Genomic DNA, 12,429 nt, shown 5'->3' with positions numbered 1-12,429 from the left:
ATGGAAACAATTATAATAGAACATTAAAGGAGGCAAATGAAGATGGGAAAAAATTTGCAGGATACTGTAACTTTGCATAATGGAGTAAAAATGCCTTGGTTTGGTTTAGGAGTTTTTAAAGTAGAAGAGGGACCTGAGCTGGTGAATGCAGTTAAAACAGCTATTAAAAACGGTTACCGCAGTATAGATACAGCCGCTATTTATCAAAATGAAGAAGGTGTTGGCCAGGGAATCCGCGAAGGAATCAAAGAGGCTGGCATTTCAAGAGAAGACCTGTTTGTAACCTCAAAGGTTTGGAATGCTGATTTGGGATACGAGTCTGCACTTGCGGCCTATGATGCGAGTTTGCAAAGACTGGGTTTGGACTATTTGGATTTATACCTAATTCATTGGCCAGTAAAAGGCAAGTATAAGGAAGCATGGAAAGCACTGGAGACAATTTATAAAGAAGGTCGCGTTAAAGCAATTGGCGTTAGTAATTTTCAGATCCATCATCTTAAAGATTTAATGCAGGATGCTGAAATAAAACCCGTAATTAATCAAGTTGAATACCATCCTCGGCTAACTCAAAAAGAGCTTCATGCATATTGCCGCGAGCAAGGGATTCAATTAGAGGCCTGGTCACCATTGATGCAGGGCCAACTGTTAGAAGATGAGACCTTAACAGCACTTGCAGATAAATATAACAAATCTGTCGCTCAGGTTATTTTACGCTGGGACTTGCAAAATGGAGTTGTGACGATTCCGAAATCAACTAAAGAGCATCGTATTGTTGAAAATGCTTCTGTATTTGATTTCGCATTATCCGATGAAGACATGAAAGAGATTGATGCTCTAAACCAAAACCTTCGTGTAGGTCCGGATCCGGATAATTTTGATTTTTAAGAGTAATTGCTGAAGCAGCTTAATTAAGTGAAATTCTGGGTCTATTATGCGGGAAAAATACTGAATTAAGCGGAATTTTTTGGATCAAAGAAAGTGAAGACTGCTGCCGTAAGCTAATAGTCTGCATAATTCACAAACTACGGCTCATTTTTTTCGGCTCATATCAAACCCAAACAGCTTCATAATAAGCTGTTTGGGTTTTTTATATTATTTGTTTGAAAGTACATGATTAATAAAAACTCTAACGCTGTTTTGGATTCTTTCCGCAGGCCGGGTAAGGATTGATACGGTATCAACTCTTATTTCTTGTATAATTTTAATTAAATTAAATTTTAATTCAGCCTCAATGGTACACCTTAGAGCAATTCCATCTCCTAAACCGGCGATCACTGCCTGCTTTGCCAGCTCTGGGCTGTCAACTAAATGAATGTTTTGATACCTTTTAATTAACTCAGGCTCGTCAGTCATTATTGCTTTATCGGTAATATATAAATTACTATCCATATCGGTTGTATGCCCTGTAAATAACAATAAAGGGTTACTAGTAAACATAGTTATTCTTGATTCTAAATGATTTATTTCTTTGTTAAGGGAAAGTCCAATGTCAATTATTCCTCTTTTTACATAAGTCTCTATTTCATGATCCCGTACAGTTCTTTCTTCTATTTGTATACCTGGAAAACTCATAAAAAAATGGGCTATTATCGGCGGAAGAAGGTAGGTCCGCAATTCAATAGGTGCACCGATAATGATATGGCCTTTATTGCCTTCGCGATATTCCTCCATTGACCTCCACATTTGCTCTTCGATGTCTTTAAATTTCTCGCAGAATTGAAGCAATACCTTTCCTGCATCTGTGGGTTTAATACCCTTTGGATAAGAGGTAATCAGAGGCACGCTAAACTTCTTTTCCATTCTTTTTATGTGCATGGAGATAGCGGGCTGAGTCATATGCAAGAGTTTGGCTGCTTCAGTCATATTGCCGACTTCCACAACCTGTTTAAAAAGCAGCAGATTATGCAGGTTCATAAATCCTCCATCATAACATTTTTGTTATATGTAATTAACGATAAACCTATTTGTATTATAGTAGTTTTAATGAAAAAATTACCATATAAATTGTAAGGAGGATTTTATGAAAATAGTAATAGTTACTTTTGATGAGTTCACTGATATAGATGTATTTTTTCCGTGGGATATACTGAACCGGGTTAGGCTGATTGGCGGCATAACGGATTGGGAAGTTAAAATTGCAGGCACTAAGAAGTTTCATACCTCTATGGCTGGGTTGACTATTCCAATTCATAGTGAGATAAATGAAATAAAAGATGCCGATGCTGTATTATTTTCAAGCGGGAAAGGTGTTCAAAGTCTCATTAATGATAAAGAATTTTTGTCCAGCCTACATTTAAATCCACACCGTCAGCTTATCGGGTCAATGTGTTCAGGTTCCTTGCTGCTAGGGGCATTAGGCCTTTTAAAGGGAAAGAAAGCCACTACATATCCAACAGTCGTTCACCAGCTTAAATCATATGGAGTGAATGTGGTGGAGGAGTCCTTTGTAAATGAAGGCAATATTTCAACTGCAGCAGGATGCCTTGCTGGCCAGGACTTAGCCTCTTGGGTTATTAAAACCCTCGCTGGAGAAGAAATGGTGGATAAAGTAATCGAGTCGGTCCTGCCAGTTGGAAAAGGATTGAATTTTAAGTAACACTTGAAAGAGGAAGAGCAGCCTACATAAATATCTGTGCGAGAGCTAGCTTCCAATTAAATCGAATAGTGAAACTAATATTAGCATTCTGCCGATGTGTGATGAGGATTTACCCTAAATAATTCAAATAGACAAAGAGGCATTTGGTGAAGAGAGAGAAACCTTTTTGGCTCACAGGATAAACCAGGCTAAGGAAGCTCTAGTAGCCAGAGACCATAGAGGAGACATTATTGGGCTATGGTTTATCCATTTCCGGGCCTATGAATCTGGTTCTTGGACCAATTGTTGCTTCTTCTCCTCAAATAGCATTATTATTGACTGAGAAATTGGCGATTCATCATAGCAGCAGATTAAGAATTGATGTGCCCGCAGGAAATGATTATTTTATATCGTATTTAGAAAAAAGCGGATTTCTAAAGGTCAGCCAGCCCCCGATGATCAAAAATTCAGAGGAGCTGCCTCCGCGCGACAAATCGTTATTCACATTAGCTGCACGGGCTTTTGGGTAAGGAGATCCAATGGATAATAGTATATTGCCAGTCTTAGAGGCTAAATAATTATTTGTACAGGTAAAAGGTTTTAAACTCTTTACAAAACTATATGGCAAGAAAGAGAATAATCCAACAGTTATATTGGACTCAGGCTATGGAGATTATTCCAAGGCATGGGAGTCAATCATCCCGGCAGTAGCCAGACACACTCAGGTGCTTGTATATGATAGAGCTGGATTAGGAAAAAGTGAGATAAGTCAGAATCCCAGAACGAGCAAAGAAATGACAGACGAGTTAAAGGAACTTCTGGTGCAGCTGGAGATAAAACCTCCTTACATACTGGTCGGCCATTCTTTTGGCGGAGTGAACATGCGGTTATTTGCCACTAAGCACTCTGCTGATGTTACTGGCTTACTGCTTATTGATTCGACACCTGAGGACTATCGGGAAAGATTTCTCCCAACCATGCCGATAGAATTTCAAAAAGAATACAATCTGCAATTTACTCTTGAAGGTACATATGAAGAATTTATGGAAAGTTTAAAGCTAGTAAAAGAATCGAGAAGGCTATTAAATATGCCCCTAATCGTTTTATCAGCTGGAAAAAAAGATCATTACTCCAGGACTTCTCAGGAATTATGGATTGAAATGCAAAAAGAACTTTTGGATATATCAGTAAATAACGAATTTATACTTGCTGAAAACAGCGCCCATTATATTCAGAAAGACGATCCAGAGGCAGTTATTAATGCAATAAAACGGTTGATTCTTCATGCTATAAAGCTTTAGTTTTTTATCTAAAAAATAAAAATGGGGGACAAAATGTATAAAATTGAAACGATAAGACTGGGATTTGTCCCTATCACAATAGAAGCCCTAGAAGCAGCAGCCGAATTGGGCGAACAGGGATTAGAGCAGTTTCTGGGCCTGAAAATTATTAAGGGGTTTATTGAACCTATACATAAAGAGAGAATTTTTCCGATCCGTATGGAAAAGCTGAGAAAAGATCCAGAGATTTCAAAATGGTATGGGTTTGTCGTGGAAAAGGAGACACATAAAGTTGTTGGGATGATGGGCTATAAATCACCCCCTGATGAAAAAGGATTTGTGGAGATAGGCTATGGAATTCATCGGAGATTTCAAGGGTTAGGCTATGCAAGTGAAATGGCCCAGGCATTAAGGGATTGGGCTTTCCTGCAGCCAGATGTAAAAGCGATAACAGCAACAAACATCCTGAATGATAATCATTCCTCCATTAAAATTGTGGAAAAAATAGGTATGGAGCTTATACAGCGAAATGAAAATACGATGGATTATATTGTTTATAAATAATTGTCTTCTTTGGAATGAGTAAGCCAAACCGTAATTCTCATGTTTTATTAAAAGTGAATACTCTTACCAAATAAAATGGTCAGGGAAAGGTTGGTTGCTATGTCAAATAAAACAGAGGAACATGAAAAGAGTAAAATCGAAACAAATGATGATTATAATAGAACGCTTTATGGAAGTCCAACAATTGGCGGTTTCATCGTGGCAGGTGTGATTGCTGTAGTGATAATGTATAGCATTTTTAAATGAATAAATTGGAGTAGATGGAATTGATGAAAGGCGAAACAAGTTTTATTAGACCGTTGAAAAAGGAAGATGTTGCAGAAAGTTTACAATTAGAAAATGATAATCGTGATTTTTTTGAAAAGTTTTCAATGACGCGGAGCAATGATTTTTATACTATTGAAGGCCAATTGGAGAAGATAGCAAACCACGATGAAAATATGAAAAGTGATCAAGAATATCATTTTGGGATTTTTAAAAATGATGACCATATATTAGTTGGAACAATTAGTCTTTTTCAAGTTATTAGAGGTTCTCTTCAGAGTGCGTTCATTGGATATTTTTGGACAAGAAGCATAATGGGAAGGGGTATACTACTGAAGCGGCTAAGTTAATTGTGGAATATGCTTTCCAGATATTAAAGCTGCATCGGATCGAAGCGGGTGTAATGCCACATAATATTGCTTCCATACGAGTGCTGGAGAAAGCCGGTTTTCATAAAGAAGGAATTGCACATAAGAATGTAAAATAAATGGGAAATGGGAAGATCATCAGGTGCTGGGAATCATAAATCCTAATGACTAAAGTGGTTATCGGCAAAAGCTTTTTAGAAGATTTTGAGATAATCTGTTCTTGCATTTTAGGTACATTTGAAGCATATTAGATTATCATATACTATCTAAATGCATCAAACGAAGAAGAGAGGTAACCTCAATGTTTAACAGAGTAGATTCTATAGATAGCCTTATAGCAACAACCCCTATTATTATGTCGGCCATTCCCGCTGATTTATCTATTGCGATCTGTGACTTAGAAAAATTTGTTGCATATTTCCCTGGTGAGACAATAAATTTAAAGATTCAGGCGGGTCAGCCTTTAAACCCAGAAGAACCGCTTTCTTTAGCTTTACGTGAAAATAAATTATTAAAGGCTAACGTACCTTCAGATTTTTATGGTTTTGAATTCATAGGAACAGCTACACCAGTTCTTGATAAAAACGGAAAAGTGATAGGCGGGATTGCTGTTCAATTGCGCAGGCAAACGGAATTAAGAGAGATCGTGGACCAGATATCAGATTCGTTATCACAAGCAAATGAGCAGATCAGTAACGTAGCAAATGGGTCAGTTTCACTGGCGAATTTTTCACAGGATCTCCTCACTCAATCACATAAAGCCGAGGAAAATGCAGAGCGGTCCACCGACGTGCTTTCCATTATAAAACGGGTAGCCGACCAGACGAATTTGCTGGGGTTAAATGCTGCAATAGAGGCTGCTCGCGCAGGTGAAAAAGGGAAGGGGTTTGAAGTTGTAGCCAATGAGATTCGAAAGTTTTCAAAGGAAACGGTCACTTCTACTCAGACCATTAATGAAACCATGACTGAAATTAAAGAAGCGATGAATGTAATGGGGCAATCGATAGAAAAAATAGCAGCAATTGGTCAACAACATGCCGAATCTATGTCACAGACCTCTGCCTTTATTGAAGAAATAAACGAACTGGCAAACCAGCTACACCAGTTTGCTAATAAATTATAACTCATTTTCACCTTTAACAAGTGGATGAAAAGAAATCCATTAAAAAGAATATCCTTATATGTAACGGGCTAGATGCCCTTCAGGCAATTCGATACATAAAGGGTTTATTGGATTGATCTTCTTAATTCTTTCCGGCTAGAAAAAAATCCCCTGCAGCAATTCTGCTGAACGGGGGATTTTGCTTTTGTTAGAAAAGAAAGTATACCTTTTTAACAAGTACAGATGTCTAGCTCCAGCCCCGACGCACAGGACAAGGAACGCTACGGCAGCGATACATGCACGAAACAAAGCTAGCGCTCTTCTTATTTAAAAAAAGATATTTAAAATAAAGTAAGAAAGTGCTGCCAGGCTGCCGGCAATTGGAAGTGTGATAAACCAAGTAATAATCATCCGCTGTGCAGTACCCCATTTAACCCCTTTAAGTCTGTGGGCTGAGCCTACACCTAAAATAGAAGATGAGATAACGTGGGTAGTACTGACTGGCAAGTGGATAAAAGTTGCACCAAAGATAATAGCCGCACCCGTCAAGTCAGCGGCAACCCCATTAACCGGACGGATTTTCATAATTTTGCCGCCGACTGTTTTGATGATTTTCCATCCGCCGACAGATGTACCAAGCCCCATAGCAATAGCACAAGAGATTTGGACCCATGTCTGGATTTCTGTGGTTGATTGATAGTTGTTTGCAATCAGGGCCATTGTAATAATACCCATAGCTTTTTGGGCATCATTTGTGCCATGGGTATACGACTGAAGTGCAGCCGTGGCGATTTGGATATAACGGAATCGCTTATTTGTTTTCGGAAGGTTATTATTTTTAAATACCACCTTAAAAATGCTATACACCAGAAAACCTAATCCGAAAGCAAGCAGCGGTGATATAATTAGTGCCTTGATGATATTTAGGAAACCTTCCCACTTTAAGGCCCCGAATCCTGCAGCCGCGATTCCTGCTCCTGCAATAGAACCGATAATAGCGTGAGACGAACTGCTCGGAATTCCGTAGTACCATGTGATAAGATTCCAGGCGATGGCAGCTATAAGAGCAGCCAATATAACAATTGAACCGTTTTCCAATTGGAAGGGATCGACGATATCCTTCGAGATCGTTTTTGCTACGCCTGTAAAAGAAATGGCACCTATGAAGTTCATAATGGCGGCAAGCAAAATGGCATGTCTCGGTTTTAACGCTTTTGTAGATACTGATGTCGCTATTGAGTTAGCGGTATCATGGAAGCCATTTATAAAGTCAAACGCAAGGGCACCAATGACAATAAGTATGGTCAGTATAAATATAGTATCCATATATCAATAGACTCCTTATGCGTTTTTCATGATGATTGTTTCAAGTGTGTTGGCAACAGTCTGACAGCTGTCAGCGATCTCTTCCAGTTCTTCATATACCTCTTTATATTGCATGATGCGGATAGGATCCTTTTCAACCGTAAATAAATTCTTAATGGACTGGCGCCGTATGCCATCGCAGAGAGATTCAAGGTCCTTTATTTTGATTGCGTGTTCACGGATTTGCGGAAGCTTTTTCGTTGATAACAGATCCACAGCCTTTTCAATTTCATAGGCGCATTCTCTGATTGCTTCGACGAATTTTAGCATGTAATCATCGGCATTAATGATTGAGTACATTTCCAGCATGGCAGAAGAGTGTTCAAGTCCATCAAGAACGTCATCCATGCTCATGGCCAGGGCAAGGATATCCTCACGCTCAAGCGGAGTAATAAATGCATTATTCAGTTCCTTTATTACTTCATGTACATAAGAGTCGCCTTTTGTTTCAAGCTCTTTCATCTTATCCGCGAATACCTTTAAATCGCTGACATTATTCAGTTTGTAATCCGCAAAGTAATCAGCACTTTCTTTTAAGTTTTGAGAAATGCTAATAAGCAAACTTGCGAATTTGTCCTTTTTTGACTTGAAAACCATTTGAAAACCCCCATTGTCATTAATTCATCCAAGTACTGTATAAAAAAATTTACCCAAATCATTGTAACCAATAAACACTGAGTATTGGAAGCAACTTCGACAAAATTTACACAAACTTTACAAAAGCCATGTGTTTCTATTCATAGTATGGTTCTATAATGAAATTTTGAGTATGAAAGGAAGAAAAAAAGAGCTTATTTTGTAAGGAATTAATAATAGCAGCGGTATTGAACCCTCTCAAATTACGAAAAAGATAAAGGGAAGTTTTGTACTGCTATAATACGTAAAGTAGAGGACACTGCTCCATCATATGCACAGGCAGCCTCAAAATACTGATGAAAAGGGCAGTGGATAAGCCATAAGTAACCATGTTAATTTGCCAATCCGTTCAGAAAGGGCCTCTCCTGCATCTCCTTAATGAACTTATCAGGTATGTGCCAAAGTAGAAGCACGTTAACTTTTTAAAAATATTTTAGTCGGGCTGGTCACGTTTGGCAGGCTAATTTTTCGAATTGGGAAATGCTGCATGCTATAATAGAAGAAACTAAAAGGAGGTCGTATAATGGTACATAATATTGAAACTACTGTTACTCTCCATAATGGAGTAGAAATGCCCCAGCTTGGCTTTGGCGTATATAAAGTTGAAAAAGGCTCGGAAACGGTTGATTCTGTGAAAAAAGCACTTAAGACAGGCTATCGTTCCATTGATACGGCGGCCCTCTATAACAATGAAGAAGGCGTTGGCCAGGCTATTAAGGAAAGCGGCATTCCGCGCGAGGACATTTTTATTACCACTAAGGTTTGGAACAGCGATCAGGGCTTTGAGAGCACCCTAAAAGCCTTTGAAACAAGCATATCCAAGCTAGGTCTTGATTATGTGGACCTGTATCTTATACATTGGCCGGTAAAAGGAAAATATGTTGAAACCTGGAAGGCGCTTGAAAAGCTTTATAAAGACGGGCGAGTAAGGGCAATAGGTGTCAGCAACTTCCAGATTCACCATCTGGAAGATTTATTTGCGAACAGCATAGAGAAGCCAATGATCAACCAAGTTGAGCTTCATCCCCGCCTTTCACAAGTGGAATTAAGGAAATTCTGTGCAGGGCATACAATAGCTGTTGAAGCCTGGTCTCCGCTCGGCAGGGGACAGCTTCTCGAAGAACCAACCATTAATCATATAGCTAAAAAGCATGGGAAAACACCTGCTCAAGTGCTGCTGAGATGGCATCTTCAAAATGGTATAGTCGTGATTCCTAAATCGATAACACCTTCCCGCATTGAGGAGAACGCTCATTTATTTGATTTTGAACTCAGCCTTGATGAAATGCAGCAGATTGATGCTCTGAATATGAATGAACGTTTTTTTGCAGACCCGGATAATTTTGATTTTTAATTTTGACTGGATAAGGAGGAAGCCCAAAAAGGGGTTTTCTCTTTTTTTTGGCTAAAAAAGATTACAAAAAAATGTATAGTGACGAATAAATATTCAATTAGATATACTTAAATTACTAAAATACCCCATCTGAAAGGTTTTAATCCTTACGTGGCATACATTTTTTTATGCGTTTTTTGGTTTTATTCATTCCAAAACGGGAAAGTAATAAATACAAGCGGCAGTATAAAACAGCTAAGAATCGACATGATAAATGAGGAGGTGAAGTTCCAGCAGTGATCGATACTCTCCGGAATTTTACTGGCGGGCATATTTCCAGGTAGCGGAACACGAGAGCGGAAAGATGTCCCTTCCAGGGATCCAGAAAAACCAAAAGAAAACATAAGGAATTATATTAATTCATTTAAGCATGGTTTTGATGGATTGCAGTAAAGAAAAGAGTCCGCAGTTGATTTCTTAGCATATGTGCCGTCCGAGCTGAAGCTGATATAAACTCATTAATAGTTAAAAACTTCTTCATTGCTCGAACTATAAATCATTTATCAGGTAAAAAACAACATCTAAAGGAGGAAACAAACATGTTAGAATTTTTATGGTCATTAATTGTTGGTGGTATTATTGGTTGGTTAGCAGGTATGATTATTGGACGTGACGTTCCATTTGGTGTAATTGGAAACATCATTGCAGGTTTTATTGGTGCATGGTTAGGTACAGCTATTTTAGGTGATTGGGGACCTGTCGTTGGTGACTTTGCGATTATCCCAGCGTTAATTGGTGCGATTGTATTTGTTTTCGTACTAAGTCTGATCTTCAGAAGCATGCGTAAAGCTGACCGCTAAGAAAAAATCTTTCCGCTACAGCAATAAACTTAGAAAGAGCCCCTTGCCCTTGTGGCAAGGGGTTTTTTGCATATATTTTATAAGATTGTTCTGAGACACAACTAAAGGAATTTCATATCATCCAAGTGGAAAATCGGGGGTTTGTCGAGCGGAGCTGCCAGACATTCGATTATTTGTCCTGTGATTGGATGGTGGAACTGTATTTTAGCTGCATGCAATGCCTGCCGTGGAAAAGCAGGTTTGCCAAAATAAAGCTCATCGCCAGCAAGCGGGTGGCCAATATGGCTTAAATGAACTCTGATTTGATGGGTGCGCCCTGTTTCCAATGTGCATTTTATTAGGGTCAGGTTTTTATCTTTCATCCGTTTTAGTACCGCATAATGAGTGATGGCCGGCTGGCCTGAAGGAGAAACTCTTCTTCGGGAAGCGTGATGCCTGTCCCGGCCAATCTTTTCATGAATGGTTCCAATATCCCTTTTAAGCAATCCATGAACTATCGCTAGGTATGTTCTATTTATTTTCCTTTCTTCAAGCATACGATCCAGCAGGGAACCGGCAAAAGGGTGTTTAGCAAACAGAACAGCTCCTGTTGTATCCTTATCAAGACGGTGAATGTGCTTTAGTCCATAATGAGCTCCATTGGCAGTAATATAGCCAGCTACAGCATTTAATAAAGTGTTTTTTTCGGATGGATTTGCAGGATGTGTATCCATTCCAGATGGCTTATTTACTATAAGTAAATGATCATCCTCAAATAAAACCTCAATATATGAGTTGAACACAGCAATTTCAAGTGGCTCTTCCTTAAATACCGGGATAGAAATTGTGCTTCTTTCCCCAAAAGGCAATGTCCATGATGCAGCATTGCCATTTACAAGCACTGCCTTTTCCATTCTCCAATGGTGTACAAGCTTTTTTGGAGCCTTCCAGTATTCCTTGAATAATGCTTCTAGCGTTAAATAATCCCACCTATCTATGGGAGTTATATCTAAAAATTTTCCATTTCTAACAGCGTGAACCATAGTACACCCTACTTTCGGCACAATTAATGGCAATTTGTAATTTATTTGGCAGCTAAATATCCAACTTAAGGGAGGGAAAAAGGCCATTTTTCCTAAGCTGATCGGCTGAGTGGGTATAATTACCACCCTGTTTTTACTTCGCATGTGGTATTCTGAAAAAAGATAAACATATTATTAGACATATATAATTATTAAAGGGTGGGTTATTTGTGAAGGTTGTCTTTTCTTCAACAATCGAACAGGAACAGGAAATCTGCGACCTGGTTACAGAATTTTATGATTCCGTTTTTCCGCGATACTTTTCTGACAAGGAAATAAGGCATTTAGCGGAATTAGGGGTTCTGCAAACTCCCAGCAAAAACTTCAGTTATTTTGGGACTTTAAAAGAAGCCTATCAGGTTATGACGTCAATTCAGGTTATCATGTCCATATTGGAAACAAAAGATTTGCAGAGTTACAGAATAAACCCAAAAAACGAGGAATTATTTCTCCATAATGCCCGTTTGTTAAATGATTATGGTTTGTTTTTTCCGCTGAACCTGGAGCATTTCACTGTCCTGCAGGAAGAGCGGGCTGATAAATCTTTCTATTTATATACTGAGGCGGCCAATCAGCTCTTAATATAAACAGGCCTACATAATCTTACTATTAAAACCCAAAAAAATTAAAGTAAAACGCTTTTTACTTGCAGGATGAAAATGCCGGGCTGTTCGGTATGTTAATAAAGCGCTTTAAACCTTGTTTCAGGTTTAAAGAACTGTATTATTTAAACCTATTTTATAACTTAGAAAAATCCCTGCCGTCTGAACTGCACCCCAATTGTTAGACACCATCTAACAGTGAGGGGTGTAGTTTTTTTATGGGGAAGGAAGGTTGTAGAAGAACAAGGTATAGGCGCCCTTCATTCCAAGAAACGGGGGCGTCCATTGATGAAAAAGGACCAAAACAAACAACAACCTGCAGAGGGCTCGCAAGAAGCACTATTAGCGGAAATAGAACGGCTGCGAACGGAGAATGCATATTTAAAAAAATTGAATGCCTTAGTTCAAAACAAGGAAAA

Annotated in this window: 12 protein-coding genes and 4 pseudogenes; 12 read left to right on the top strand and 4 right to left on the bottom strand. The window is 38.7% G+C overall.

What is annotated here, in order from left to right:
- Window positions 1-42: 42 nt before the first annotated feature.
- A complete protein-coding gene (locus CVD28_RS25035; RefSeq protein ID WP_101597395.1) occupies window positions 43-885 on the top strand; it encodes an aldo/keto reductase in 843 nt (280 codons plus the stop codon).
- 207 nt (window positions 886-1,092) lie between these two features.
- Here CVD28_RS25035 and CVD28_RS25030 read toward each other — a convergent pair whose 3' ends face one another.
- Entirely contained in the window at window positions 1,093-1,914 is an 822-nt protein-coding gene (locus tag CVD28_RS25030) for a LysR family transcriptional regulator (protein ID WP_101597394.1), read from the bottom strand.
- Between the two features lie 106 nt (window positions 1,915-2,020).
- On the opposite strand from CVD28_RS25030, the gene CVD28_RS25025 reads away from it, so the two are divergent.
- From CVD28_RS25025 to CVD28_RS29410, 7 genes and pseudogenes are all read left to right on the top strand, one after another.
- Window positions 2,021-2,596, top strand: coding sequence for a DJ-1/PfpI family protein (locus CVD28_RS25025; protein WP_101597393.1), 576 nt, complete (start codon window positions 2,021-2,023; stop codon window positions 2,594-2,596).
- A 230-nt stretch (window positions 2,597-2,826) separates the two neighbouring features.
- Window positions 2,827-3,105 carry a hypothetical protein gene (locus tag CVD28_RS25020; RefSeq protein WP_101597392.1) on the top strand — a complete coding sequence of 93 codons (279 nt, stop codon included), beginning with the start codon at window positions 2,827-2,829 and terminating at the stop codon, window positions 3,103-3,105.
- 48 nt (window positions 3,106-3,153) lie between these two features.
- Window positions 3,154-3,876 (top strand): annotated as a pseudogene (locus CVD28_RS25015) (alpha/beta fold hydrolase); the annotation flags it as partial.
- Between the two features lie 33 nt (window positions 3,877-3,909).
- Window positions 3,910-4,419, top strand: coding sequence for a GNAT family N-acetyltransferase (locus tag CVD28_RS25010; protein ID WP_180954308.1), 510 nt, complete (start codon window positions 3,910-3,912; stop codon window positions 4,417-4,419).
- A 99-nt stretch (window positions 4,420-4,518) separates the two neighbouring features.
- Window positions 4,519-4,665 (top strand): hypothetical protein, encoded by a 147-nt coding sequence (locus CVD28_RS28360; RefSeq protein ID WP_180954307.1) that lies wholly within the window; start codon window positions 4,519-4,521, stop codon window positions 4,663-4,665.
- A 14-nt stretch (window positions 4,666-4,679) separates the two neighbouring features.
- Window positions 4,680-5,170: pseudogene (locus CVD28_RS25005) on the top strand (GNAT family N-acetyltransferase).
- Between the two features lie 674 nt (window positions 5,171-5,844).
- A pseudogene (locus CVD28_RS29410) lies at window positions 5,845-6,174 on the top strand (methyl-accepting chemotaxis protein); the annotation flags it as partial.
- A 306-nt stretch (window positions 6,175-6,480) separates the two neighbouring features.
- Here CVD28_RS29410 and CVD28_RS24995 read toward each other — a convergent pair.
- Both CVD28_RS24995 and CVD28_RS24990 read right to left on the bottom strand, forming a co-directional pair.
- Window positions 6,481-7,479 (bottom strand): inorganic phosphate transporter, encoded by a 999-nt coding sequence (locus CVD28_RS24995; protein WP_101597389.1) that lies wholly within the window; start codon window positions 7,477-7,479, stop codon window positions 6,481-6,483.
- 15 nt (window positions 7,480-7,494) lie between these two features.
- Entirely contained in the window at window positions 7,495-8,115 is a 621-nt protein-coding gene (locus tag CVD28_RS24990) for a DUF47 domain-containing protein (RefSeq protein ID WP_101597388.1), read from the bottom strand.
- A 562-nt stretch (window positions 8,116-8,677) separates the two neighbouring features.
- On the opposite strand from CVD28_RS24990, the gene CVD28_RS24985 reads away from it, so the two are divergent.
- A complete protein-coding gene (locus CVD28_RS24985) occupies window positions 8,678-9,508 on the top strand; it encodes an aldo/keto reductase (protein WP_101597387.1) in 831 nt (276 codons plus the stop codon).
- A 578-nt stretch (window positions 9,509-10,086) separates the two neighbouring features.
- Window positions 10,087-10,347 (top strand): GlsB/YeaQ/YmgE family stress response membrane protein, encoded by a 261-nt coding sequence (locus CVD28_RS24980; protein ID WP_101597386.1) that lies wholly within the window; start codon window positions 10,087-10,089, stop codon window positions 10,345-10,347.
- A gap of 101 nt (window positions 10,348-10,448) precedes the next feature.
- Here CVD28_RS24980 and CVD28_RS24975 read toward each other — a convergent pair whose 3' ends face one another.
- On the bottom strand, window positions 10,449-11,369 hold the full coding sequence (locus tag CVD28_RS24975; RefSeq protein ID WP_101597385.1) for an RluA family pseudouridine synthase: 921 nt from the start codon (window positions 11,367-11,369) through the stop codon (window positions 10,449-10,451).
- A 209-nt stretch (window positions 11,370-11,578) separates the two neighbouring features.
- On the opposite strand from CVD28_RS24975, the gene CVD28_RS24970 reads away from it, so the two are divergent.
- On the top strand, window positions 11,579-11,995 hold the full coding sequence (locus CVD28_RS24970) for a DUF5365 family protein (protein ID WP_101597384.1): 417 nt from the start codon (window positions 11,579-11,581) through the stop codon (window positions 11,993-11,995).
- A gap of 249 nt (window positions 11,996-12,244) precedes the next feature.
- Window positions 12,245-12,429, top strand: a pseudogene (locus tag CVD28_RS28970) (IS3 family transposase); the annotation flags it as partial.

The sequence above is a fragment of the Bacillus sp. M6-12 genome, from assembly GCF_002860285.1.
Taxonomy (GTDB): domain Bacteria; phylum Bacillota; class Bacilli; order Bacillales; family DSM-1321; genus Peribacillus.
The sequence above is the reverse complement of the archived record's forward strand: the minus strand, read 5'-3'. Positions and strand labels throughout refer to the sequence as shown.

Coding starts and splice junctions, on each gene's coding strand:
- CVD28_RS25035 (WP_101597395.1), top strand. CDS start 43: ATGGGAAAAAATTTGCAGGATACTGTAACTTTGCATAATGGAGTAAAA.
- CVD28_RS25030 (WP_101597394.1), bottom strand. CDS start 1,914: ATGAACCTGCATAATCTGCTGCTTTTTAAACAGGTTGTGGAAGTCGGC.
- CVD28_RS25025 (WP_101597393.1), top strand. CDS start 2,021: ATGAAAATAGTAATAGTTACTTTTGATGAGTTCACTGATATAGATGTA.
- CVD28_RS25010 (WP_180954308.1), top strand. CDS start 3,910: ATGTATAAAATTGAAACGATAAGACTGGGATTTGTCCCTATCACAATA.
- CVD28_RS28360 (WP_180954307.1), top strand. CDS start 4,519: ATGTCAAATAAAACAGAGGAACATGAAAAGAGTAAAATCGAAACAAAT.
- CVD28_RS24995 (WP_101597389.1), bottom strand. CDS start 7,479: ATGGATACTATATTTATACTGACCATACTTATTGTCATTGGTGCCCTT.
- CVD28_RS24990 (WP_101597388.1), bottom strand. CDS start 8,115: ATGGTTTTCAAGTCAAAAAAGGACAAATTCGCAAGTTTGCTTATTAGC.
- CVD28_RS24985 (WP_101597387.1), top strand. CDS start 8,678: ATGGTACATAATATTGAAACTACTGTTACTCTCCATAATGGAGTAGAA.
- CVD28_RS24980 (WP_101597386.1), top strand. CDS start 10,087: ATGTTAGAATTTTTATGGTCATTAATTGTTGGTGGTATTATTGGTTGG.
- CVD28_RS24975 (WP_101597385.1), bottom strand. CDS start 11,369: ATGGTTCACGCTGTTAGAAATGGAAAATTTTTAGATATAACTCCCATA.